The sequence below is a fragment of the Mariniflexile aquimaris genome, from assembly GCF_042676825.1.
Classification (GTDB): domain Bacteria; phylum Bacteroidota; class Bacteroidia; order Flavobacteriales; family Flavobacteriaceae; genus Mariniflexile; species Mariniflexile aquimaris.
The window spans coordinates 827916-853730 of the sequence record NZ_JBHTIB010000012.1 but is presented as its reverse complement, the minus strand read 5'-3'; the positions used below and the strand labels follow the sequence as shown (position 1 = coordinate 853730).

Here is a 25815-nt window from a genome sequence, read left to right as displayed (position 1 = left end):
TAAATAGCTTTAGAACGTATCAAAAAAATTTTTAAAATAGCATATAAACTAGCAGCCATTTTACTGCTTCTTTTCATCATTTTGGTGTTGGTGCTTTCTATTCCATTTGTGCAAACCAGTCTTGGTAACTACGCTACAAACCGCATAAATAAGGAGTTTAAGACTAACATAAATATAGATAGGGTTAGTATGCAATTTAATGGAGATGTAGAACTTAAACACATTTATATTCAAGATTTTAAAAATGATACGCTTATTAGTATTAATGAGTTAAACACCTCCATTATAAGTGTTAATAATTTGATTAATGGTAAATTAACGTTTGGTGATATTGATATCGATCATTTAATTTTTAATATAAAGACTTATAAAGGCTATAAAGATACCAATTTAGACGTTTTTGTTAATAAATTTGAAGATGATAACCCCCGAACCACTAAAAGTTCGTTTTTATTATCATCGAGCGATGTATCTATTTACGACAGTACCTTTAGGTTGCTAGATGAAAATAGAGAAACTACCAAGGTTTTAGAGTTTACCAATTTAAATATAAATGCGTCTAATTTTTTAATAAATGGTAGCGATGTAAGTGCGCGTATTAATACGCTCGCGTTTAAAGACAGCAGGGGATTGGTTATGAAAAACATGATGACCGATTTTGCATATACCTTAACCAGTATGACGTTCTCCAATTTAGATGCAAAAACACTAAAATCGGAACTAAAGGGCGATTTAAGATTTTCGTACAATCGCGAAGATTTACAATATTTTACCGATAAAGTTTTGGTAACTGCCAAATTTGAAGATTCTAGCATATTTTTAGACGAGTTAAACACGTTTTATAACGAATTTGGTAAAAACCAAACCGCCCGATTAAGCGTAGATTTATACGGAACCTTAAATAGATTACAAGCCACCAATTTAAAACTGTATACCAGTTCTAACACAGAAATAGAGGGCGACATAATTTTTAAAAACCTGTTTAATAAAGAAGAAGGAAATTTTTACATGAACGGAAATTTCGGAAATTTAACTTCTACGTATTACGATTTAAAAGCTTTGTTACCTAATGTGTTAGGCGCTTCTATACCCTCCTCATTCGATAAATTAGGAAAATTTACAATAGTAGGTAATTCGCAGGTTACTTCCACCATGGTAAACGCCAATGTTCAAATAGATACCGAATTAGGCTTTGTAGATTCTAAATTACAAATTTCAAAAATTAACGATATCGATAATGCTTCGTATAATGGAACCGTGATTTTTGAAAATTTCGATTTTGGAACCTTTCTTAACGACCCTATTGTTGGAAGAGCCTCTATGAATTTTGATGTTAAAGGCTATGGATTTACTGCTAAAAATGTAAATACCCAAGTAAAAGGCGATGTACACGAAATAGAGTTTAACAAATACAACTATTCCGGTATTAAAGTAGTTGGTAATGTTAGAAACAGAATTTTTGACGGAAATCTCATAGCGAACGATAAAAATTTGCGATTAAACTTTTTAGGGCTTATAGATTTTTCGGGTAAAGTAAAAAAATATGATTTTGAGGCGAATGTTGATTATGCCAATTTAAACGCCTTAAATTTTGTGAAAAAAGATTCCATTTCTAATTTTAGTAGTAATGTGAAAATGAATATGAATAGCAGTAGTTTAGATGATGCTTACGGCAAAATATCATTTAAAAATACCGCTTACAAGAATCAGAACGATACTTATTATTTTGATAAATTCGATATTTCCTCAAGATTCGAAGACGACATTCGCTATATCGAAATAAACTCGCCCGACATTGTAGAGGGAGAACTTAAAGGTCGTTTTGTATTTAAAGATTTAAAAAAATTATTTGAAAATTCCATTGGTTATATTTATACAAACTATATTCCGCACAAAGTAAAAACCAATCAGAGTATCGATTTTAATTTTAAAATCTACAACAAAATAATTGAAGTTTTTTACCCAGAAGTAGAACTTGCCAAAAACACCTTTATAAAAGGACGTGTAGAAAGTAACGAGAAGCAGTTTAAACTAACCTTTAAGTCTCCAAAAATTAAATTGTTAGAATATTTTGCCGATAATATCGAACTTCAGGTAGATAATAGTAACCCGCTTTTTAACACTTATATTGAAGTTGATAGCTTAACAACAAAATATTATAATGTTTCTAAGTTTAGTTTAATAAACGTAACCGTTAGCGATACCTTGTTTATGCGTTCTGAATTTAAGGGCGGTAAAAATAACAATGATAGCTTCAACTTAAGTTTTTATCACACTATTAATAAGGACAAAGAATCGGTTATCGGATTTAAAAAATCTGATGTTACTTTAAAAAACAATACCTGGTTTATTAACGAGAAGAGCGATTTATTTAATAAAATTTCATTCGATAAAAAATTAACGAAATTTAATTTCGATAAATTATTGATTAATCATAAAAAAGAAGAAATTAGATTTTCTGGTTTTATAAAAGATTCTACACAAAAGGATTTACGACTTATTTTTAAAAATGTCGATTTGGCAAAAATCATCCCAGACATTGACAGTTTAAAATTAGCAGGAAATGTAAATGGTAAATTAGATGTTTTACAACAAAACGGTAATTACTTGCCTAATTCTAGTATAGTAATTGACGATTTTAAAGTAAATAACTACGCGTTTGGTTCTTTTGATGCCAATATTAAAGGAAACCAAAATTTAACCAATTATACCGTAGATATTGCTATAAAAGATGATTTAAAAAAATCGTTTCGTGCTATAGGCGATATCAATGTTACAGGAAAACAATCCAGTATTAATGTAAATGTCGACTTTAACGACTTCAATTTACAACCATTAAATCCTTTATTAGAAGATATTTTAAAAGATATTAGAGGACTGGCAAGTGGTAAAGTAAATGTTGTTGGAAGCTTAAAGCGTCCCGACATTAACGGCGATTTAACTTTAAATGAAGCAGGGTTTACCATTCCGTACCTAAATGTCGATTATCAGTTTGCAAACAACTCTTCAGTTACCCTAAAAAACCAGAGTTTTATATTTAATAAGTTACAATTAACCGATACCAAATATAAAACCAAGGGGCAGCTAAACGGAGCCTTAAGTCATATAAACCTATCAAAGTGGAGTTTAGATTTAAATTTAAACACTAATAAGTTACTAGTATTAGATACCAAAGAAGCCGAAGAATCTTTATATTACGGAACCGGATTTGTAGGAGGTCGAGCCAGTATTACTGGGCCAACAGACCAATTGGTGATTAGTGTAATTGGCGAAACCAAACCCGGTACAGTATTTAAAATTCCGTTAAGTGATACAGAATCATTCGGAGATAATTCATATATACGTTTTATTACTAAGGAAGAAAAATTATCCAGAAAACAGGGTGTCGATATAGCGTTTAACGAAATAAAAGGGTTGGAGCTAGATTTCGATTTAGATATTACTGAAGATGCCGAAGTTGAAATTATTATAAACAAAAATAGTGGTCATGCTTTAAAAGGACGTGGTCGCGGTGGTTTGCTGGTAGAAATAAATACTAACGGAAAATTCAATATGTGGGGCGATTTCTCGGTATTCGAAGGGGTGTATAATTTTGCTTATGGTGGCATTGTTCAAAAAGAATTTATAGTACAACCTGGGGGTTCTATATCCTGGGATGGAGAACCGCTAAAGGCGCAAATAAACATGTTGGCAGTTTACAAAACCCAAGCCAACCCATCGCCATTGTTAGATAATCCAATAAATAGAAGTATTCCCGTAGAATTAGGAATTAATTTAACCGGCGATTTAGAACAGCCGTTGCCAGAGTTTAATTTTGAATTCCCTAACGTTAATACCACCATTAAATCGGAGTTACAGTATCGATTAGATTCAGAAAGTGTGAGACAAGATCAGGCGCTCTATTTATTATCAACAGGATCTTTTTCAAGAGGTTTAGACGAACTAAATTTCTCTGGAACCATCGCCGAACGATTAAACGGTATTGTTAATAGTATTTTAGCCAGTGGCGACAGCAAGTTTAATTTAGGACTAAATTATGAAGCGGGCCAAAACACACCCGATTACCAAACTGACGATAGAGTGGTGGCAACCATACAAACTAAAATTAGTGATCGTGTATTAATAAATGGTAAAGTAGGAGTGCCAGTTGGTGGTGCAGGTGCTACCGAAACGGTTATTGCCGGCGATGTGGAAATCGATTTTTTACTAAATGAAGACGGTACCTTAATGGCAAAAGTTTTTAATCGAGAAAATAGTATTCGTAATTTTGGAGAAGCCATTGGGTACACACAAGGCTTTGGTTTGTCTTATAATGTAGATTTTGATACCTTTAAAGAGTTAATTAGAGGTTTATTTAAAAGAGCTAAAAGAGAAGAAGAGGTTTCTGTAGAAAAACTAGAAGAAAGCATAGTAAATCCCCTCCCAGATTTTATAAAAGTTAAGTCCGTTTCAGAACAATAAGTCCCATTTTTTAATTAAAAAAGACAGATTTTTTTTGCCTTCTCATTTTTTTTATTAACTAAAACGTTATAGTTTTACAACTATTTATAAAATAAAATAAATGCTGTCGTTATGTGGTATTTGTTTAGTAATTTTACCTTGCAAAATTGAAAATTGATGTCTAAAGTAATAAAAAAATTAGCAGTTTTAACGTCGGGAGGAGATGCTCCTGGAATGAATGCAGCCATTCGTTCGGTCGTTAGAACATGTGCATATCACAATATAGAGTGTGTTGGCGTTCAACGTGGATACGAAGGTTTAATAGATGGTGATTTTAAAGTAATGGATGCTCGTAGCGTTCGTGGTATTATCAATAAAGGAGGAACCATCTTAAAATCTGCGCGTTCTGCAGAGTTTAGAACCAAAGAAGGAAGACAAAAAGCATTCGAAATGATTTCTAAAGCCAATATAGACGGACTTGTTGCTATTGGTGGAGATGGAACATTTACAGGAGCCATGATTTTTAATGAAGAATTCGACTTTCCGGTAATGGGAATTCCTGGAACTATCGATAACGATATTGTAGGTACCACACATACCCTAGGCTTCGATACAGCATTAAACACGGTAGTTGATGCCATCGATAAAATTAGAGATACGGCAAGTTCGCACGACAGACTTTTCTTTATAGAGGTTATGGGGCGCGATGTGGGTCATATCGCTTTAAACGTTGGTATTGCTGGTGGTGCCGAAGAGATTTTAATTCCTGAAGAGGATTTAGGATTAGACAGATTGGTAGAATCGCTTAATAGAAGTAGAAAATCCGGAAAAACTTCAAGTATCGTTGTGGTAGCTGAAGGTGATAAGATTGGTAAAAATATTTTCGAGCTTAAAGATTATGTAGATCAAAATATGGAAGGGTACGATGTAAGAGTATCGGTACTTGGGCATATGCAACGCGGTGGTGCGCCATCATGTTTCGATCGTGTATTGGCAAGCCGAATGGGTGTAAAGGCTGTAGAGTCTTTACTAGAAGGTAAAAGCAACTATATGGTTGGTTTAATAAATAGTAAGATGGAATTAACACCTCTTGAAAAAGCTATTAAAGGTAAAACAAAAATAAACTTAGAATTATTACGTGTCTCAGATATTATGAGCATATAACATTTATAAACAAGATTATGTCAAAATTAAAATTAGGAATTAACGGATTTGGTAGAATAGGAAGAATTGCTTTTAGAGTAGCAGTTAGCAGACCAGAGGTTGAAGTAGTTGGAATCAACGACTTATTAGATGTAGAGCATTTAGCTTACTTATTAAAATACGATTCAACTCACGGTCGTTTTAACGGTACTGTAGATGTAAAAGACGGTAACTTAATTGTTAACGGTAAAGAAATTAGAATTACTGCAGAGCGTAACCCAGAAGATTTAAAATGGGATGCTATTGGAGCAGAAGTAGTATTAGATTGTACTGGTATTTTCACAACTTTAGAAGGTGCTGGAAAACACATTACAGCAGGTGCTAAAAAAGTTGCAATTTCTGCACCATCTGCAGATGCACCAATGTTTGTTATGGGTGTAAACAATAGTAAAATTACTGCTAAAGATACTATCGTATCAAACGCTTCATGTACTACAAACTGTTTAGCGCCTATCGCTAAAGTTATTAATGATAACTTCGGAATTATCGAAGGATTAATGACAACAGTTCACGCTACAACTGCAACACAATTAACAGTTGATGGTCCTTCTAAAAAAGACTGGAGAGGTGGTAGAAGTGCATTAGCAAACATCATTCCTTCTTCAACTGGAGCTGCAAAAGCGGTTGGAAAAGTAATTCCAGAATTAAACGGAAAATTAACAGGTATGGCATTTAGAGTTCCAACTCCAGATGTATCTGTAGTAGATTTAACTGTAAGAACAGAAAAATCAGCAACTTGGGCTGAAGTTAAAGCGGTATTGAAAAAAGCTTCAGAATCTGGAGATTTAAAAGGTGTTTTAGGATATACTGAAGAAGCTGTAGTATCTCAAGATTTCGTTTCAGAACCAATGACAAGTATTTTTGATGCTGATGCAAGTATCGCACTTAACGATAATTTCTTTAAATTAGTATCTTGGTACGATAACGAATACGGTTATTCAACAAAATTAGTAGACCTTGCTCAATACATAAGTAAAGTTTAATTAAAAGTATAATTATTAACAACTCCACAGTTTTATTGTAATTAACTACAAGAATCTGTGGAGTTTTTTATTTAAAAAACATATGATTTTAATTGTTGATAGTGGCTCTACCAAAAGTGATTGGATTGCTATAGATAATAATGGAAAACAACTTTTAGAAAAGTTGAGAACAAAAGGTCTTAATCCAGAAATTTTAAAGCAAGAAAAGCTAAAGAAAATAATTAAAAAACATCCCGATTTAAAAGCACACAAAAAAGAAGTTACACATGTATTCTTTTACGGTGCTGGTTGTGGTACAGATAGGGGTAAAGAACTTGTTAGAGCTGCACTTACAGAAGTATTTGTAAATGCAGAAATATCGGTTGAAGAAGATACTATGGCAGCAGTTTACGGCACCATAAATCACGATACCGAAGCAGCAGTGGTTTGTATCTTGGGTACTGGGTCTAATTGTAGTTATTTTGATGGTAAAAAACTGCATCAGCGCGTACAATCATTAGGTTATATTTTAATGGACGATGCTTCTGGTAATTATTACGGGAAAGAATTAATAAGAGATTATTATTTCAACCAAATGCCAGAAGATATTAAAGTGTCTTTTGCAAGCAAGTATAATTTAGAAGCAGATTATATTAAATATAACATCTACAAGCAACCAAACCCGAATGCATATTTAGCCAATTTTGCAGAGTTTATGTTTTTAAATAAAGATTCAGAATACATTTTAGCGCTTATAAAAAAGGGTATTCGAGTTTTTGTTAAAAATTATATCATGCAATATAAAGAAGAGCTTAAATCTATTCCAGTGCATTTTGCCGGTTCTATCGCGTATTTTTCGCAAGATCAAATAAAAGAAGTAGCGAAAGAAATGGGCTTTACCGTAGGTAATTTTGAACGCAGACCTATTGAAGGTTTAGTAGCTTTTCATACAAAAAAATTAAAACAGTAATATTTGATTAAACACCTTGCCATTTATATTACTAATAATGATGATAAGCCCAAACTTATAGAGCTTATTGTTACGGGTAATATTTTAAAGTTAGGTGCTCATTTAAAACCTGCTATTTTTTCAGAACTAACGTTAAATGCCTTTATTGACGAAGAAATTCGTCATGGGCATTTTAATGTTATTACCGAAACTAAAAATAGTTTGTTACACTCTTCTGAAGGCGAACGTAAAAAGGCCTTACTCACGCATATTATTTCGCAAAATCCAGATTATGTAATCGTAGATAATGTATTTGGTAATTTAGATTGCGTTAAACAAGCCGAAATTGTGCACACGCTAACGCAATTAAGTCAAAAAACTCTCATCATTCAAATTACAAATAGAGTAGACGATATATTGCCGTTTATAAACAATACATATCAATTACAAGGCGAATCTTTGGTAGCCTTTCATCCAGAACAAGTTAAAAGCACAAAAAAATCCTTAAGCTTTGTCGAGGCATTACCAGAACCATATCGTATGGTTTCAGAAGCTATTAACCCACTAATTAAGTTCGATAAGGTTTCTGTGGCTTATAACGAACGGCCCATTTTAAATGGTATTTCGTGGGAAATAAAACAAGGCGAATTCTGGCAATTAATTGGTGCGAATGGTTCGGGAAAAAGCACCATTTTAAGTATGATTTATGGCGAGAACCCAAAGGCTTACGGACAGGATATTACCTTGTTTGGTGTAAAAAAAGGGAGTGGCGAAAGTGTTTGGGATATTAAAAGGAAAATAGGGTATTTTTCTTCAGAAATGCTTCGTGGTTTTAAACGCTTAGATTCCATTGGGAATATGATAGTTTCTGGCTTTTTCGATTCGGTAGGCTTATATAAAGAACCCACTAACCAGCAAGTAAAAATAGCGCAGCAATGGTTGCATGTGTTACACATGTACCATATTCGCAAAACCAACTTTTTGGAATTATCGGCAGGACATCAGCGATTGGTATTAATAGCGCGCGCCATGGTAAAGCAACCGCCATTACTCATATTAGACGAACCAACTAATGGCTTAGACGATAGCGATGCAAGATTATTTACCGAACTTATTAATAAAATAGCCAAAGAAACAGACACCGCTATTTTGTATGTATCACATAGAAAAGAAGCGGGCTTACATCCAGATTATATTTACCAATTAACCCCCAACAAAACGGGTTCCACAGGAAAAGTAGTAAGCAATTAGTAGTATTTATTTATTGCTAAAATCACGTATTTATTTACAAATATTCTTTTTATATTTACAATATAGCAGCAACCAAGTTGTTACTTTATCTCAATGTAATTATGGGGTATCAGTAATATTGGTTGTTATATAACTAGTTAGCCAACATTTTATCAAAAATGACCGAACAAAATTTAAAAAAATATTTTGAAAATAAAATTACGGTAGAAGAATTAAAATCTGACGTAAAAAATAGTCAAACTAAAACAGGATTTGATACAACAAGTGTTTATATTAAACAACTTAATGACGGCGAATTTGAAATCCAAAAAGAGCATTTAATAAAATTATGCGAAGATTTTATTGCCAAAAAACTTGATGCAGAAGATTTAAATACAATTGCTTTTTCTCTTTTTGCGTCTGAATATTTTGATTGGAATGGAGATGAAATGAGTAATGTCATTTTTGATTGGGATAATCCAATAATTGGATATGATATTAATCTAAAAAATGTTCAATTATGGAAAAATTATCTCGAAAATGGAATTTATAATCTTGACAAAAACGAATTAAAAGAAAAATTCAGAAGTAAAGGAAAGTATTTAAATCTATATCAAGAAATTGATCAAATATTGTGGGAAGACTGGGATCCAATTGGAATAAATGATGATGCTCTACGAGATGAATATCAAGGTTACACTCCAATAATTCTCAAACTTGTAAAATCAAAATCTGATACAACAAAAATTGCAGAAAAACTTAACGAAATTGAAACTGAAATTATTGGTGTTCCTGGAAATTACGAAAAATGTTTAAAAGTAGCTGGAAAAATAAATAATCTGGAAAATAAAAACGTCGGCTAAGCCGTGTAAAAAACATTGCTTATTTTAGTTAAACCGTTTGGTCGTTGCTTTGCTTGCTTGCATCCGATTTTCCTTCGGAATATCCTCGCACACAAGCACGCAACGTTCCTAACACATAAACGTTGGCAGTAATATAAAAAAATGAGAGAACTCCTAATTATCATTTTAGCAATATTAACCTCAAACACCTGTATTGGACAGACGCATGAAGTTGAAAACAATGCAAAAAAAATAGAAGGTTTCTGTAATCAAAATGAGCTATACCTCCTAATGAGTGAATTGGGTGGACAAACGGAGCCAGTAAGTCCAGTTAGCATATCACAAATATATGACAGACTTGTACGTGAAATAAATTTAGATAATGATTTCCCAAAAGTAAAAGAGTCAAAAGTTGTAGCTATTTATATAAACTGCCAAGGAAAAGTTGTCAATGTTGAATCAGAGTTTAAGAATGAAAAACTAAATCAAAGAATTTATGACATCTTCAATTCGCTTGGAGTCTGGAAAGCCGGTATAAAGGAGGGGAATCCAGTCGATAGCACAGTGCTTTACCATTTTAAAATAAAAAAAGGAAAACTAATTCTGAATGGAAACATCTGGAGAAATTAAATAAATACTACTGCCAACAGTGTAAAAAACATTGCTTATTTTAGTTCAACCGTTTGGTCGTTGCTTTGTTTGCTAGCATCCGATTTTCCTTCCGAAAATCCTCGCACACAAGCACGCAACTTTACACATAAACGTTTGCAGACATTTTAAACCTAAAAATCGTGAAAAGACTAATTTTAAGCATTTTACTTTTTAATTTCTTTAATTGTAATTCTCAAATTTCAAAAGAATTAGAAAGTTTTATTAAACCTTTCGAAGATTATAAAACTTTCAATGCAATGGGTTGGAAAAATGATTCAATTTCAAAATTGCTTGATAAAAAAGCAACCGAAGATGAATTAGTTTTTCTTTCATTAAATGGTAAAAATACATTCACGAAAGGAATATCTATTGAAACATTAATAAATAGAAAAAGTAAAAAAGTATTTGATATTTACGATGATTTAATTGATTCAAAGGATACGTTAGTTTATGCAACTGAATGTCTATCAAGTAGTGCTAGTTTTCCAAATTTTATGTTTCAAAGTTTGACATTTAATCGAAATTATTCAAAAGAGGAAATAATAACTAACAAAGAAATTTTAGTTCGTAAAGTATTAAGTAAAATTCCAATTAACATAAAATTATTGGAAAGCATACATTATTGGATTCCGCAAACTGAAGAGTTTTATAATCCAATAAGAAAAATTGTAGTAGAAAATAAGTCTTCTACTCTATTAGTTACAATAGCAAAATACAAAAAAGAAAGTGACATAGAATTAATCAAAAGTTTCGGAATAAATGCTTTGCCTGCAATTGAAGAATTCCCAAACGAGCAATTTAGAGAAATATTAGAAAACAATATTAAGTTTGATGATTTTCAATATATGTTTGCCTTAGCAAAATCTTGCACTCCAGAAACTGTAAAAACAGTTGAAAAAGTTATTCAACTTAAAATTGAAGATTTGAAAAAGGATGATTGTCGAAATCATTGTTTAAGTACAATTTACAATCAAATTGAAATGAATAATTGTGAATTATTTTATCCTTCATTGGAAAAATTATGGCTAACAAACAAAATAATTTCATATAACATTTTTGAAAATTATAAAAAAAATCATTCTAAAATAGAAGTTGAAAACTTCTTATTTAATGGATTAATGCTAAATGGAGAAGCCGAAATTATTCATAAAAATATTTATGACGACACTAATTTCTTAAAAGATATGGAAAGTGGTTTAACTTGGAATGAAGAAGCAAAATTAGTTCACATATTAATAGAATTAAAAAAATATTCAAACGAGAAATATTTAATAGCTTTAGAAAAAAGCATAGTTGAAATTGACGATTTAGGCTTATCAAGTTTCGTTGAAGAATTAAAAGACAAAAAAAGTTTAATCTTGATTAAAAACTCATTTATTGAAAAAATGAAAACCAATCAAAGTGCTTATGGACTATTTTCAATAATGGACGCAATCAAAATATTAAAAGATAAAGAAACTTTAAACAAAGGATTTGAAGTTATAAAAACCAGAAAAGACGAATTCAAAAAGTTTCCAATTTGGGAAGAAAAATTGCAAAATTTTCTAAAAGAGAACAACCTGAAACTAGAATAAGAAAAAACGATCTGCCAACACAGGTTTTACGCTATTGCGGGTTTTGGGCTTAATTTAAAGTTTGTTTTGTATCTTTAAAGTCAGTGTAAAACCGAAAGTTTCGGCTTCTTTAGTCCGCAACAGACGTAAAGCCTGGGAACGTTGTTGTACAACATTTTCCAAACCCCTAACTATAAAGCTTAATATTATATGAAGTTGAATTCTAGAAAATTATTAACCTCATTGCTAATACTTATTTCGATTATTTCTTATGCCTAAAAAATGTCACTTTTTGTAATCAATAAAGAATCATTTGAAATACCTGGAAATTGGAAATTTATAGGACATATTGAAGAATCCGGGCAATTTCATTTAACAAACAAAAAAGAAAAATTGAGCTAAATGATTTCTGTAAGAAAATCAGAATATTTTGAATTTTATCAAGAGGACTTGAGTGAACAAGAGCTTTTAGATAAATTCTATAAATGGGAATATGCTTATTGGTCTACACCAAATGTAAGAAAAACAGAAGTTTCTGAAACAAAAAGAAATGACGAAAAAAAATATATTATTTGGAAGATAAACATTAAGAATATGCTCGAGAATGATAATAACGACAAAATTTCGTATTTACTTTACACGGTAAAAAATAATAAATTAATCTCACTCAATTTATCAAATAATAGAGATAGAAAAAATCAATTAACTGAAATTGAATCCATCGAACTTTTGGAGAAAATTCAATTTTAGCCTGTAGCCATGTTTTCAGGACAAGACAGTTTGGTCGTTGCTTTGTTTGATAGCATCTGATTTTCCTATGGAAAATCCACCTAAACAAACAAGAAAAATTATAGAAACATAAATGTTGCCACTAATTTAAAAAATGAGCATTCTACTATTTTCAGCTTTCCTAATTACTCTAATTTTAATAATTAGATATTTCGTTTCATCTAACAAGGTAAACGGGTTAAAATTGCTTACCATTTTTGGAATTATAATAGGTATTTCAGCTTTAATCATAAATTCTCTTTTTAAAAGAAATTTTGCTGCTTCAACACCAGAAAATATTCAAATTGAAAATCTGACAGCTAAAAACTTAAAAATTTATGCCATTGCTTTCTGGGACAATAACTGGAACGGAACTAGCGTCCATGTCACTTATGACAAAGAATTGAAACCTAATAAAAAATCTGATTTTTGGATTGAGAATGATGGTAACAATGAATTTTGGATTGTCGCAAAAAACAAACAAAACGGAATTGAATACTTAAATGTTATTACAGAAAAAGAAAGTAATTTTGATTTTAAAATAACTAAAACCCAAAATATTGAACCCGAAAAAGTAGCAATGGCAAAAGAATTAATATTAAAGACTGACGAAAATGAGCAAATGGAAAGCTTTGCTTTTTGGACAAATATTATATTAATCGGAGTTCTGATTTTGAGTCTGATAAAAATAACTTAAGAAGAACTAAACCAAAAAAATAGATCTCTTTAACCCATTTTAAAAACAAAAGAAATACCTAGACTATCGCATCAGTAATCTCACTTATAAAGTATAAAAGAAAACATTAAATGGCTGGAGAAACAAATTTAACTCAATTAATTAAAGGAATGACTCCAAAACTAAACGATGGAGAATATGTCTTTTCGACTATAAAGGATATCAGTAAGATTGACCGAAGAGATACTATTTGTGAATTCAAAGAAAAGGAAGGAACAACCATTGTAATAGAGAAAGAAAAAGCAGACCAGCTAAATTTGAGCTATGAATATATTGCTTCTTGGATTACACTTATGATTCACTCCTCTCTTGATGCAGTAGGTTTAACGGCTATATTTTCCACAGAATTAGCAAAAAATGATATTAGCTGCAATGTCATTGCCGGATATTATCATGACCATATTTTCGTTGATAAAAAAGACGCGGACAAAGCCATTCAAGTTTTGATGGAATTATCTAAAAATCAATAATAAACTCAATTTTACACAAAACGGATTAATCAATTTGAGAAAAATACAAACTCTATTATTAATATTTCTTATCGGACTTTTATCTTGTAAGTCCGATAAGAAATACTCAGACTATAACGAAGCTGATTTTTATGAAGTTCAAGGAATTATAAATCAAGCGATTCTAACAAGCGACCCTTTCGACAGCACAACCGAAAAAAACATAAGCTTCACCTATTTTTTAGACCGTCCAAATCCGAAAAAGGGAGTGGAAAATAACTTAGAAATGTTTGAGGCGCAAAATGGCTATCCGTTAATAGTTCTTGTCCATAAAGATGATGAAAACATTAGTTTTTACGGTAGAGTAGGGGTTTTAGAAAATTTGAATGAAAAGGAAAAGGCGTATCTAACCAATCATTTCCAAAATGAAATGGATAAACTAAAAAAACGGACACCAGATTACATTTATGAAGCACTCATTAATGACACTATTAATGAAAATCAAATAGATATTAAATAAAAATCCGCTTAAACTTTTGCAATTAGTCTTTCATGAGTAATTAATTTTATATTGCGTTTTTTAGTAGTTTTTATTTGTTATTTTAGGTATTGAAAAATTCATAAACTATTTCTCAAACAAGTCATCATGTAATTAAAATGAACTTCAAAGATTGAATACTATTAAGATTAAACTTCAAGAAGTATATTTTCCATTTTTAATTGTTGGAATCGCAACCATTATTTTTTATAATGTTTTTCGTTGGACATTTGATATTAAATTAGGAATTCTACCACTTAAAGAAGATTTGTTGAATTTTTGGATACCATTTACTCTTCCATGGATTCCAATACTAATCTGGTTAAGAAGAAGAATTCGGATATTAAATATTAGAGGTAAAAGGGATAATGGATATTTCGGTTATCAATTTGCTATGGCCGCTGCAATTGCTGTCCCAATAATAATTAGTCAAAACTATATTGAAAAAAGCTCTTTTGATTTAATTAAAATTCAAAAAGTTGAAGAAATCCAAAAATTTAGAAATGAAAAATACTTTGATATATACTCTTTTGAAGTGGACAGAAAAGCAAGCCTCTCATATTCTACATCACGAACATCTGGTAGATATAATAACGATTTAAATTTTTATCGCTATTTCGCTAGCCCTTTTAAATATTCAAATTCTATATGGTATGGCATAGAGTTTAAGAAGAATTTAAGCAATCGTGTTTCTGATGCCATTAAAAATTTAGAATATAGAAAGTTTATCATTAATTCAAAAAGGGATTTTAATATATATGATTTTAATAATGTAACTTATTTTGAAAAACTTGGTAATTCAGATAAGCGAGATGGATTTATGGAAGCTGTTCAAAGAGGATTCACAGAGATTAACGAAAAGGAAGAAGTAATTCTAATTCCAAGAACTGACAATTTTAATAACAGACTCGGAAACTCGTTTTGTTGGATTTTTTGTTCATTTGGAATTGGAGCCATAATTCTTTTATTTATGGTTTTAATACCAAAAATTGACCAACACGAACTAAACGATTTCAAGAAAAATAAACCTTTAAAAGATGATGATTTAAAATATTTTTTAGATTTTTTAAATCCATTTGGTCTAAATAAAGCGACGGCGATTCTTTTACTTTTCAATATTTTCGTGTTCGTAGTTATGATTTTTTATGGACTTAACATAGTTTCACCTACGCCATTAGAATTGCTTGAAATTGGTGGTAATAGAAGATTGGAAGTTTTAAACGGAGAATATTGGAGATTATTAACTTCAATGTTTATTCATAGTGGAGTTTTACATTTATTAATGAACTTAATTGGCTTAGCTCTTGGAAGTAGTTTATTAGAAGAAGTTCTGGGCACTGCAAGGCTAATAATAATCTATATCATATGTGGATTACTTGCAAGTCTTGCAAGTATTTTTTGGCACCAAAATACAATTAGTGTAGGAGCATCAGGAGCCATTTTTGGACTTTACGGACTGATTTTAGCTTTTACCGTCTTTAAAATATATCCAAATTATATGCGTGGAATGACTTGGATGTTTTTGGGACTTTATGCAGGTGTAAGTTTATTATTTGGATTTTTCGGAGGAATTGATAATGCAGCTCATTTTGGTGGACTGATTAGCGGATTTGTTATTGGTGGAATTTTGATTTTAATAAATAAAGAACAATTAAAGAAAACGTGGTAAAAAGAGTTAATTATTTTCAAACCATGCACCGCATTTCATATACATAATCGCTACCAATAAGCTTGTTAGTACAATTACTTAAAAATTAAATTTAAGATAAATTGTAACAAACTTTATTTATTAGCAACTAATAATAGCGTTGATAATCAAATCGTTGGGCTATTATGAAAAAATTAAAAACATTACATTATTGGTATATCGTACTATTTTTAATAATGCTGATGCTAGCATTTGGGTACTTTTTTGAATTAGGAGAGTCCTTAGGTAAAGCAATGGCGATGCAATATTAAAACTAAAAACATACGTATGAAAGTTTACAAATATCTGTTTATGGCAATGGGAGTAATGGGATTGCTTGCCTCATTAATGAATAGTTTCTATTTTGAAAGCTCTTCAAAAACGGATCATTCTGGATTTGCAGCTTCAGTTTTTTTGATTTGGTTCGCCATAACTATAAATCGGCATGTTAAACGTGTTCCGTAATCAATACAACACAGATAAAAAGTTTATAATTACTTAAAGATATAGTAACAAACTCCCAAATTATTCTAAACCGCTGGTCTTATATCAACAGCTACTTTCATTTTGTTTTTTCCAGTGCTATAAATAACACCTTTTAGAGGTGGCACATCGTAATAATCGCGTCCCCAAGCCACAGTAATATGCTGATTTTTTGGTATTTGATTATTTGTTGGGTCAAAATCAATCCATCCAAAAGTAGGGATGTAAACCGAAAACCATGCATGAGAGGCATCGGTGCCCACCAATTTTTCTTTACCTGGTGGAGGCAAGGTTTCAATATAGCCACTTACATATCGGGCAGGCAAACCAACTGCACGCACACAGGCAATGGCGATTTGTGCAAAATCTTGACAAACGCCCTTTTTTTCTTTCATTACTTCATGAATAGGGGTTGCAATGGTGCTAAATTCCGAATCAAATTCAAAATCGGTGTAAATGCGTTGCATCAGTTCATAAGCAGCTTCAAAAACCGGTCTGTTAGGTTTAAACGATACCTCGGCATAGGCTTTAATGTCTTCAGAAATTTTAGTAATAAATGTAGATTCTAAAACATATTGGCGTATATCGATTGTTTCGGGTGTATTTAATTTTAAAGCATGTAATGCCGCATCTAAGGTTATTGTTTTCCCCGAAACAGAGGTTTCTATATTTGGCTGTGAATCATAATCTCGAATTACTTTACTTAATGCCGAAACTTTTAATTCGGTATGATGTTTCTGAATCGAAAATCGGGTAATGGTATTCCCGAAAAAATCGGTGCGCTCTGTGATTTCAGATGGCGTAGGGCTAATTTCCAGTTTATATTCTACCAAGGTTTGGCCTAACATGTTTTTAGGCTTTATAGTGGCTATATTATGACAAAAAGTAACCCCAGACTCGTAATTATAGGTTGTGATATGAGAAAGTTGAAAAGTCATAAATTAAAATTGAAAATTTTGATTCACCAGTTGTTTTTGTTGGTAAGCATGATTAAAATACGTATCGGAAACCGCTAACGAAGTTTCATGAAGTAAATCGCTTAATTCTGAAAGTGCATCATCTAGATTTTGCCTGATAACACCTTCGGCATCTAATTCTAAAAGCGCATCTATGTTTAAACTTCTAATTTTAAAATTCGCTTCCGAAATATATTTTTGACAGTCCGTTGCTTTCCCAGTCACTTCAGAATGTGGTAAGCGATCGATATCTTTTTGAATACGTCTAAGCTGATAAGCAAGCGATTTTGGGTATTCTTTATCTAATAAAATAAGATTGATTACGTTTTCGATACTTAAATACGAGCGATAGCTATAGCGATAAATATTCAAGCTTTCGTGGCTTGTTAATATGGCTTCTAAAATTTCGTATTGTGGTTGATGTTTGTAATTTACCACTAAAAGCGAGCGGCATTTTGCAATGTTCATCGTGGCTTGTTCGGTTTGCAAACCAATAAAATATAACAGCAATCCTTGTTCTACTAAAATACTTTCTTCAATAAGTCCCATAAAGGCAATGAGTCGGGTAATGATTCTATCTAATACTTTTATAAGTGCAGGTGTGGTTGTTTTATCGTCTTCTTTTTCAAATCTAGTCCATATTTTTTGGATGCCATCAAACACGCGCCACATGTCTTTCGACCATAAATTTCTTAGCGAATAATACGAGTTATTAAAGCTTGAAAGCGTTTGTGCGAAGCTGCCCATAACTTCCTTGTCTATCATTAAAGAAACAATTTCTTTTAAGGGATCTTTTAAAGCTTCTTCACCCTCTTCCCCAATAAAACCAGGAAATGTAGAGGTGATGTTGGTAACCGATTGAAATAAAGCCAACAAACTTTCTGATTGGGTTTTGTTTTTATTATACTGTTCGTTGCTCATTTTATTAAGCACGGTGCGTAAAAATCGGGCAGTTACCAAAGCTCTGCCTAAATACCTTCCAGACCAAAATAAATTTTCGGCCGTATTACTTGGTAAATCGTTAATGCCAGAAACCGAAATTTTACAGGTATTGTCCCAAGAGTAATTTTGTATGTTAGTTTGTGGTTCGTCTGCCACAATCCAAAAATCTTTACTTACACCTCCGCGTTGGTTCGAAACAAATAAATTTTCTCTTTCTGGAGCTACACGCACCAAACCTCCTGGCATTACGGAATATTCGTTGTTTTTAGCAATTGAAAACAAACGACACATGACTTTTCGAGGTTCTAATTTATCTTTTACAAAATCGGGTGCTGTAGAAAACGAAATTTTTTCCTGAGCCACAAAACTGTAGGGATTAGATAAAATTTCCTTTTTTAAGTTTTCCAGCTGATTTGCTTTTAAAAACTCGCAGAAATAAATGCTTTCTCGATTAGAGCGGTCTATACGTTTCACTACCAAATTGGTTAAGTTGTTTAAAACATAATTACGTTCTTTTTCTTGTCCGCACCACCACGATGCAATTTGAGGTAATATTAATTCTTCTTTAAAAAAGTATTTGCAAATGGCGTTCATAAAGGGAATTAACCCCGAATTTTCTAACACGCCGCTACCTATAGGGTTTATAATAGTCACTTGACCTTGCCTTACAACATCTAAAAGACCTGCCACGCCTAAATAAGAGTCTTCACGAAGCTCTAAAGGATCCATAAACACATCATCTACACGTCTTAAAATAACATCAACCTGTTTAAGTTCTTTTAAAGATTTCATCCAGATTTTGCCACCTCTAGCAACTAAATCGTTTCCTGTTACTAGTGGATATCCTAAAAACGACGACAAATAAGCGTGTTCAAAATACGTTTCGTTTAATGGCCCTGGCGTTAAAATTACAATGTTAGGATTCTCGTTGTTTTGCGGCGCCGCATCAATAAGCATTTGGTTGAAATCGGCAAAGAAACTCGAAGGCTGCTTTACATGAATATCCTTAAAAATACCTGGTAAAATTCTGCTGGTAGAATATCTGTTTTCTAAAGCATAGCCCATACCTGAAGGTGCCTGAGTTCTATCATTAACCACCCACATTCTTCCGTCAGGACCACGGGCTACATCGGCAGAATGAATTAATAAGTTTTTTGTGGTTTTATATTGAATTTGGTCGCATTGCCTTAAAAAGCCCCGATGTGCATAAATAACTTCGGGCGGAATGATACCATTTTTTATAAGTTCGCGTTTACCATAAATATCTTTTAAGATAAGGTTTAACAATTCCGAACGCTGTTTGATGCCTTTTTCGATGGTTTCCCATTCCTTTTGATGAATAAGAAATGGTACGATGTTTAATTCCCAAGACCGATGCATACCTTTAGGATCGTTATACACATTATAAGTAACACCGTTTTCATCCATTAACCAATCCATCTCTGTCTGTTTAGAGATTAAGGCATCGGTTCCCATTTGGGTAAGATTATTTAATAATTTTTCCCAATTCGGATTAATAGACATATTTTGTTTAAGAACTTCATCGTAGTTCTTAAAATCGGAAAAATAATTTTGAAATAATATACTTGAATGGGTTGTCATTTAATGTGTTACTTACTTTTTTCTTAAATCGAGCGTATTCGGAAATTCAGAATTAATTTCTAATTCCTTGTAGTTGAATTTTTTAGTGTGTGTTTTAATTCTAAAGTTTTCAACTTCCTTTTCATCAATTACGTATTCCTCTTCTTTTACCAAATCTCCTTGTGTGTGCCCAATACCCCAAAAACGATTAATGCGTCTTGATTCTGCTTCATAGCTATTAACTGGATACGTTTCGTACGAACGACCGCCAGGGTGCGAAACAAAATACGTGAAGCCACCAATGGAATGTTTGTTCCAAGTGTCTACAATATCAAAAACAAGCGATGTGTCAGCATCTATGGTTGGGTGTAGTGAAGAATAGGGGTTCCAAGCTTTGTACCTAATTCCTGCGACATATTCACCTTTTACATTTGTTTTCTTTAAAGGTACTTTAACACCGTTGCAAGTTAGTATATATCTTTCATTAATAAAATTAGAAACCTTAATTTGTACACGCTCTGTTGAAGAATCTACGTAACGCGATGTACCACTGCCAGTCATTTCTTCACCTAAAACATTCCAAGGTTCTATGGCTGCCCTTAATTCTAAATGAACATCGCCAATGGTTTGAAGCCCAAGTAGCGGGAATCTGAATTCGAAAAACGGATCGAACCAGTCTTCGCTAAACTCATATCCGGCTAAATTTAATTGTTCTACAATACTTTTAATATCTTCTTTTACAAAATGTTCTATTAAAAATTTGTCGTGTAACTCGGTTCCCCAACGAATTAATTTGTGCTCGTAAGGTGTTTTCCAAAACCAAGCCACCAAGGTTCTAACCAATAAATTTTGCATTAAACTCATTTGCGGATGCGGCGGCATATCAAACGCACGAAGTTCTAAGATACCTAAACGTCCGGAAGAAGAATCTGGCGAATATAATTTATCAATACAAAATTCTGCTCGATGCGTGTTTCCTGTTAAATCGGTTAATAAATGGCGGAATAACCTATCTGTTAACCAAAAAGGTACGTCGCCATCTTTTGGGATGTTATTAAAGGCTATTTCTAATTCATATAAATTTTCTAATCGACCTTCATCAATACGTGGTGCCTGACTAGTAGGCCCAACGAACGCACCCGAAAATAAATAGGATAATCCTGGATGATGTTGCCAAAAGGTTAGTAAACTTCTTAATAAACTGGGTTTTCTTAATAACGGACTATCGGCAGGTGAAATGCCGCCTAAAGTAACGTGATTACCACCACCAGTGCCCGTATGTTTACCATCAATCATATATTTAATAGTACCAAGGCGTGATTGTTTGGCATAGTCATACAATTTAAATGTGGTGTTTGTAAGCTCCGTCCAGTTTTTTGAAGGATGCACATTAACTTCAATAACACCTGGATCTGGGGTTATTTTTAAAGATTCTAAGCGGTTATCTTTTGGCGCACTGTAACCCTCTAAAACAACGGGTATACTTAATGCCACCGATGTTGCTTCAATAGCTGCAATTAGGTTTAAAAATGCTTCCGCAGATTGCGTAGGTGGTAAAAACAGATGTAATTTTTCATCTCTAATTTCAGCACACAAGGCAGTTCTTATAAAAAATTCACCTTCAGCCTCATTAAGCTTGTTTTTTAAATACTTTTCGCGACGCACTAAAACAGAATAGAAGTATTGCGGTAATTCGTCCTGTTTTGAAAATTGATCGGGTTCGTAAATAGGAAACTCTTGTTGTTTTGGTTCTCTTAGTAGCGAATCCAGCGGTAATCTTAAACCTATTGGCGAATTACCGGGGATTAAGAAAATGTGTTTACGCCTAAATGTCCAATTACAGGTAAACCATTTGTTTTTATAATTATTTATAGGAACAATATAACCTACGGGTTTTGAGGCACCTTCTTTTAAAATTTCTTTCAGTTTATTTTTAACCAGCATATTGCCATCTTCCTGAGTAGGATCAATGTCAATAGGCAATTTACCTTCTTCCCAAAGAAAATAGAAACTGTCTTCGAAAACAGGTTTTATTGTTTTATCGGTAATGCCCAAGAAACTTGTAAGTGTTTCTAAAAATTGTTTGTCTGCATCTTTTGGGATGGACGTATTTTTTGAAAACATAGCAAATAGATCCTTATTTCTATGTCGCCACATGGCTTTACCATCTTTTCTCCAGCATAATTCTATATTCCATCTTGGTAATGGTTCACCTGGATACCATTTCCCTTGTGCCTGATGAACGATTCCGTTTTCACTAAATTCGTCGTATAACTTCGCCGCAAGGTTTTTTGCAAGCGCCCGTTTATGATCACCATCTGCCTCGGTATTCCACTCTTCACCTTCCATATCATCTATAGAAATAAAGGTAGGTTCACCGCCCATGGTAAGTCTTACGTCCCCTTTTGTTAAATCTTTTTCAACCTTTAACCCAAGATTATTAATGGCATTCCATTGCGCTTCAGTATAAGGTTTAGTTACTCTTGGCGATTCAAATATGCGTGTTACTGAGTTTTCGAAGAAGAATTCTGTTTCGCAAACATCGCTCATTCCAGAAACCGGTGCAGCACTTTCAAACGAAGGCGTACAGGCTAATGGAATATGGCCTTCGCCAGCTAATAATCCAGACGTTGCATCGAAACCAATCCAGCCAGCACCAGGAAGATATACTTCTGCCCATGCATGTAAATCGGTAAAATCTTCTTCAGGGCCAGAAGGTCCATCAAGGGATTTTTCATCAGATTTTAATTGTACTAAATACCCAGAAACAAAACGTGCACCAAAGCCTAAATGCCTTAAGGTCTGCACAAATAACCAAGCATAATCACGACACGAGCCGCTTTTAAGTTTTAGAGTTTCTTCGCAAGTTTGAACACCAGGATCTAACCTAATATTATATTTTAATAATTCGTATATTTTTCTGTTGATGTCAATTAAAAAATAAACGGTTTTTCGCGGCGTCTTATCTATGGTTTTTATAAATTCTTGTAATAGCTTTCCGTTTTCTGTAATTTCTAAATAGGGGAGCAGCTCTTTTTTTATAGTGGCATCATATTTAAACGGAAATTCTTCGGCGTATTCTTCAACGAAAAAATCAAATGGATTTATGGTTTTTAAATCGGCAATAATCTCAACTTCAATAGATAATTCTTTTGTTTTTTCAGGAAAAATTAAGCGCGCCAAATAGTTTCCAAACGGGTCTTGCTGCCAGTTAAAAAATTGGTTTTCTGGTTTTATTTTTATGGAATAAGCTTCGATAGGAGTACGACTATGCGGTGCAGGGCGCAAACGAAAAATATGTGGTGATAGTGCCACCGAACGGTCGTATTTGTATAATGTTTTATGTGAAATTACTATTTTTAGAGCCATAAATAAATTGATTAAATCTACAATTTAATTGATTTTTTATTCGAAAAGCCAACATATTAAGTAAAAAATTAAAAGAATATAAAAAACATATTTTTTTAATTTTAAATTGGTATTTCGATAATTTTAAGGAGCATTTTTTTTGAAATAAAAAATGACATTTTTTTTAAACTAAAAATCAGTTTTGTAATAGCTTAAAAAAATGTCATTTAGGGTTTAGCAACTATGTACTCGTGCTATCTGTTAAATCTACCAGATGTATTTCCATCTAAAATACCCATAACTTCTGGAACAGTCGCGTAATTTACATCGCCTTCGTAGGTGTGTTTTAAGGCGCAGGCGGCACTAGCAAATTCCATAGATTTGCAATCGTCAAATTTTTGCAAACCATAGATTAATCCTGCTGCGAACGCATCGCCAGTTCCAATTCTGTCTATAATATGTGTGATATCGAAATCGCTTGTTTCTCTAAATTCTTTACCATTCCACATTCTGGCTCTTATTTTATGCCAGTTTGAGTTAATAGGCGTTCTAATTTTATCGAAAACCTTTTTAATGGATGGGAATTTTTTAATAAGCTCTTTACTGGCTTCGATAAAATCTTCGTTTGAATATCCGTAATTGGTTTCTAATACTTCGTTTATTTCGTTGATGCCTCCAATAAAAATGGTTGAGTAAGAAAGTAAATCAGATAAAACGTCTTTAGGGTTTTCGCCATATTTCCAAAGTCCTTTACGATACGTTGGGTCGGCGCTTACTTCTATGCCTTTTTCTTTAGCTAGTTTAAGTCCAGTTTTAAGCGTATCATAAGCCCCTTTGCTAAGTGCTGGGGTAATTCCGGTCCAATGAATCCATTTAGCCTTCTTTAAAATAGGTTCCCATTTTACCATTTCTGGTTTGATATCAGAAAAAGACGAATGCGAGCGGTTGTACGAAATGGCACTTGGGCGCATAACAGCACCAACTTCAAGAAAATACACGCCTAAAGGTTTGCTAGAACGCACAATAGCCGATGTGCTCACTCCAAATTTTTGTATATACGAAATGGCAGTATCTCCAACAAAATCGTCTGAAACACAACTAATATGTTTTACTTTTTCGCCAAAATTTGCAATTGATATCCCTACATTAACCTCGGTACCTCCAAAATAAAACTCAAGCAAATTAGCTTGCATAAATTTTTTATTTCCTTCTGGCGATAATCGCATTAATACTTCTCCAAAGGTGATTATTTGTTTCATATATACATTTTTAAATTTTAGAAGTGTTTATAGTTATTCGCTAAACACTCTATTTTCCTGTTCGTTAACTCTTATAAATGTGGTTCGTTTGGTAAGCTCTTTTAAGCGTTGTGCGCCAACGTATGTACACGTGCTTCTTAAACCGCCTAAAATATCTTGTAATGTGTTTTCAACATCACCTTTATAAGGAACTTCTACTGTTTTTCCTTCGCTAGCTCTGTAATCTGCAACGCCTCCAACATGTTTTTCCATGGCTGTTGCCGAACTCATGCCGTAAAATTTTCTATAGGGTTTGCCTTGTTTTTCAATAAGTTCGCCACCACTTTCTGTGTGTCCTGAAAACATGCCGCCTAGCATTACAAAATCGGCACCAGCACCAAAAGCTTTTGCGATATCTCCTGGAGTTGAACAACCACCATCGCTTATTATCTGTCCGCCTAAGCCATGTGCAGCATCGGCACATTCTATAATGGCTGAAAGCTGCGGATACCCAACACCCGTTTTAATTCGCGTTGTGCAAACAGAACCCGGACCAATGCCAACTTTAACAATATCGGCTCCAGACAACAACAATTCTTCTACCATTTCTCCAGTAACGACATTGCCAGCAATAATTACTTTATCTGGATACAATTTTCGTGTTTTTTTTACAAAATCGGCAAAATGTTCTGAGTAACCATTAGCGACATCAATACAAATAAATTTTAAATACGGATTGAATTTAAAAATGGATGCCAATATTTCTGAATCTTGCTTACTAATACCTGTACTAACAGCAATATAGTTTTCGATGTTTTCTGGTAAGTTTGATGCGAAAACATTCCAATCGCTAATAGAATAGTGCTTATGAATGGTCGTAAATAATTGTTTTTTAGAAAGTGCCCGAGCCATTTCAAAAGTACCAACTGTGTCCATATTTGCAGCCATAATAGGAATGCCTGTCCATACAATCGGACTGTGTAAAAATTTAAACTCGCGCTCTAAATTAACCTGAGACCTACTTTTTAGTGTAGAACGTTTAGGACGAATCATAACATCCTTAAACCCTAATTTTATATCGTACTCTATTCGCATGTAATTGCTAAATTAACTTTATTTTATCTCATAACGATTATGCGTGTAAAGTTAATAAAAACAAAATATAATATATAGCCTAAATACTTATATTACTTTTGTTATTTAGTATAATTATAGATAAGTTTGCTATCCCGAGAATCGAATAAATGAAATTTCTGAAA

19 protein-coding genes are annotated in these 25815 nt (G+C 32.7%); 14 read left to right on the top strand and 5 right to left on the bottom strand.

Annotation, left to right across the window (positions count from 1 at the left end):
* Positions 1-189 precede the first annotated feature (189 nt).
* The 14 genes from ACFQ0I_RS11715 to ACFQ0I_RS11650 all read left to right on the top strand — a co-directional run bounded on the left by ACFQ0I_RS11715 (position 190) and on the right by ACFQ0I_RS11650 (position 16473).
* A complete protein-coding gene (locus ACFQ0I_RS11715; RefSeq protein WP_379942478.1) occupies positions 190-4461 on the top strand; it encodes a translocation/assembly module TamB domain-containing protein in 4272 nt (1423 codons plus the stop codon).
* Between the two features lie 156 nt (positions 4462-4617).
* A complete protein-coding gene (pfkA, locus tag ACFQ0I_RS11710) occupies positions 4618-5604 on the top strand; it encodes a 6-phosphofructokinase (RefSeq protein WP_379942476.1) in 987 nt (328 codons plus the stop codon).
* A 17-nt stretch (positions 5605-5621) separates the two neighbouring features.
* Positions 5622-6626: a type I glyceraldehyde-3-phosphate dehydrogenase gene (gene gap / locus ACFQ0I_RS11705; protein ID WP_379942474.1), complete on the top strand. Its 1005-nt coding sequence runs from the start codon at positions 5622-5624 to the stop codon at positions 6624-6626.
* An 82-nt stretch (positions 6627-6708) separates the two neighbouring features.
* Positions 6709-7575 carry a BadF/BadG/BcrA/BcrD ATPase family protein gene (locus tag ACFQ0I_RS11700; protein ID WP_379942472.1) on the top strand — a complete coding sequence of 289 codons (867 nt, stop codon included), beginning with the start codon at positions 6709-6711 and terminating at the stop codon, positions 7573-7575.
* 3 nt (positions 7576-7578) lie between these two features.
* Complete coding sequence (locus ACFQ0I_RS11695; RefSeq protein WP_379942470.1) at positions 7579-8805, top strand: ATP-binding cassette domain-containing protein; 1227 nt, start codon at positions 7579-7581, stop codon at positions 8803-8805.
* Positions 8806-8963: 158 nt separating this feature from the next.
* Positions 8964-9647, top strand: a complete 684-nt coding sequence (locus ACFQ0I_RS11690; protein WP_379942468.1) for a hypothetical protein — start codon at positions 8964-8966, stop codon at positions 9645-9647.
* A 141-nt stretch (positions 9648-9788) separates the two neighbouring features.
* A complete protein-coding gene (locus ACFQ0I_RS11685; RefSeq protein ID WP_379942467.1) occupies positions 9789-10256 on the top strand; it encodes a hypothetical protein in 468 nt (155 codons plus the stop codon).
* A gap of 278 nt (positions 10257-10534) precedes the next feature.
* The gene (locus ACFQ0I_RS11680; RefSeq protein ID WP_379942465.1) at positions 10535-11851 is read left to right on the top strand and encodes a hypothetical protein; all 1317 of its coding nucleotides are present in this window, start codon (positions 10535-10537) and stop codon (positions 11849-11851) included.
* Between the two features lie 381 nt (positions 11852-12232).
* A complete protein-coding gene (locus tag ACFQ0I_RS11675) occupies positions 12233-12580 on the top strand; it encodes a hypothetical protein (RefSeq protein ID WP_379942463.1) in 348 nt (115 codons plus the stop codon).
* Between the two features lie 133 nt (positions 12581-12713).
* Complete coding sequence (locus ACFQ0I_RS11670; RefSeq protein WP_379942461.1) at positions 12714-13295, top strand: hypothetical protein; 582 nt, start codon at positions 12714-12716, stop codon at positions 13293-13295.
* A gap of 110 nt (positions 13296-13405) precedes the next feature.
* Positions 13406-13804, top strand: a complete 399-nt coding sequence (locus ACFQ0I_RS11665) for an ACT domain-containing protein (RefSeq protein WP_379942459.1) — start codon at positions 13406-13408, stop codon at positions 13802-13804.
* A 34-nt stretch (positions 13805-13838) separates the two neighbouring features.
* Complete coding sequence (locus tag ACFQ0I_RS11660; RefSeq protein ID WP_379942457.1) at positions 13839-14303, top strand: hypothetical protein; 465 nt, start codon at positions 13839-13841, stop codon at positions 14301-14303.
* Positions 14304-14454: 151 nt separating this feature from the next.
* Positions 14455-15990 carry a rhomboid family intramembrane serine protease gene (locus ACFQ0I_RS11655; RefSeq protein ID WP_379942455.1) on the top strand — a complete coding sequence of 512 codons (1536 nt, stop codon included), beginning with the start codon at positions 14455-14457 and terminating at the stop codon, positions 15988-15990.
* Positions 15991-16296: 306 nt separating this feature from the next.
* The gene (locus ACFQ0I_RS11650; RefSeq protein WP_379942454.1) at positions 16297-16473 is read left to right on the top strand and encodes a hypothetical protein; all 177 of its coding nucleotides are present in this window, start codon (positions 16297-16299) and stop codon (positions 16471-16473) included.
* Between the two features lie 65 nt (positions 16474-16538).
* Here the strand turns inward: ACFQ0I_RS11650 and ACFQ0I_RS11645 are convergent, their stop codons facing one another.
* The 5 genes from ACFQ0I_RS11645 to ACFQ0I_RS11625 all read right to left on the bottom strand — a co-directional run bounded on the left by ACFQ0I_RS11645 (position 16539) and on the right by ACFQ0I_RS11625 (position 25651).
* Complete coding sequence (locus ACFQ0I_RS11645; RefSeq protein WP_379942453.1) at positions 16539-17429, bottom strand: transglutaminase family protein; 891 nt, start codon at positions 17427-17429, stop codon at positions 16539-16541.
* A gap of 3 nt (positions 17430-17432) precedes the next feature.
* A complete protein-coding gene (locus tag ACFQ0I_RS11640; protein WP_379942451.1) occupies positions 17433-19991 on the bottom strand; it encodes a circularly permuted type 2 ATP-grasp protein in 2559 nt (852 codons plus the stop codon).
* 12 nt (positions 19992-20003) lie between these two features.
* A complete protein-coding gene (locus tag ACFQ0I_RS11635) occupies positions 20004-23339 on the bottom strand; it encodes a transglutaminase family protein (protein WP_379942450.1) in 3336 nt (1111 codons plus the stop codon).
* Between the two features lie 233 nt (positions 23340-23572).
* Positions 23573-24577, bottom strand: a complete 1005-nt coding sequence (locus tag ACFQ0I_RS11630) for a sugar kinase (RefSeq protein ID WP_379942449.1) — start codon at positions 24575-24577, stop codon at positions 23573-23575.
* 33 nt (positions 24578-24610) lie between these two features.
* A complete protein-coding gene (locus ACFQ0I_RS11625) occupies positions 24611-25651 on the bottom strand; it encodes a GMP reductase (RefSeq protein ID WP_379942447.1) in 1041 nt (346 codons plus the stop codon).
* Positions 25652-25815 lie beyond the last annotated feature (164 nt).

Coding starts and splice junctions, on each gene's coding strand:
- ACFQ0I_RS11715 (WP_379942478.1), top strand. CDS start 190: ATGCAATTTAATGGAGATGTAGAACTTAAACACATTTATATTCAAGAT.
- pfkA (WP_379942476.1), top strand. CDS start 4,618: ATGTCTAAAGTAATAAAAAAATTAGCAGTTTTAACGTCGGGAGGAGAT.
- gap (WP_379942474.1), top strand. CDS start 5,622: ATGTCAAAATTAAAATTAGGAATTAACGGATTTGGTAGAATAGGAAGA.
- ACFQ0I_RS11700 (WP_379942472.1), top strand. CDS start 6,709: ATGATTTTAATTGTTGATAGTGGCTCTACCAAAAGTGATTGGATTGCT.
- ACFQ0I_RS11690 (WP_379942468.1), top strand. CDS start 8,964: ATGACCGAACAAAATTTAAAAAAATATTTTGAAAATAAAATTACGGTA.
- ACFQ0I_RS11685 (WP_379942467.1), top strand. CDS start 9,789: ATGAGAGAACTCCTAATTATCATTTTAGCAATATTAACCTCAAACACC.
- ACFQ0I_RS11680 (WP_379942465.1), top strand. CDS start 10,535: ATGGGTTGGAAAAATGATTCAATTTCAAAATTGCTTGATAAAAAAGCA.
- ACFQ0I_RS11675 (WP_379942463.1), top strand. CDS start 12,233: ATGATTTCTGTAAGAAAATCAGAATATTTTGAATTTTATCAAGAGGAC.
- ACFQ0I_RS11670 (WP_379942461.1), top strand. CDS start 12,714: ATGAGCATTCTACTATTTTCAGCTTTCCTAATTACTCTAATTTTAATA.
- ACFQ0I_RS11665 (WP_379942459.1), top strand. CDS start 13,406: ATGGCTGGAGAAACAAATTTAACTCAATTAATTAAAGGAATGACTCCA.
- ACFQ0I_RS11650 (WP_379942454.1), top strand. CDS start 16,297: ATGAAAGTTTACAAATATCTGTTTATGGCAATGGGAGTAATGGGATTG.
- ACFQ0I_RS11645 (WP_379942453.1), bottom strand. CDS start 17,429: ATGACTTTTCAACTTTCTCATATCACAACCTATAATTACGAGTCTGGG.
- ACFQ0I_RS11640 (WP_379942451.1), bottom strand. CDS start 19,991: ATGACAACCCATTCAAGTATATTATTTCAAAATTATTTTTCCGATTTT.
- ACFQ0I_RS11635 (WP_379942450.1), bottom strand. CDS start 23,339: ATGGCTCTAAAAATAGTAATTTCACATAAAACATTATACAAATACGAC.
- ACFQ0I_RS11630 (WP_379942449.1), bottom strand. CDS start 24,577: ATGAAACAAATAATCACCTTTGGAGAAGTATTAATGCGATTATCGCCA.
- ACFQ0I_RS11625 (WP_379942447.1), bottom strand. CDS start 25,651: ATGCGAATAGAGTACGATATAAAATTAGGGTTTAAGGATGTTATGATT.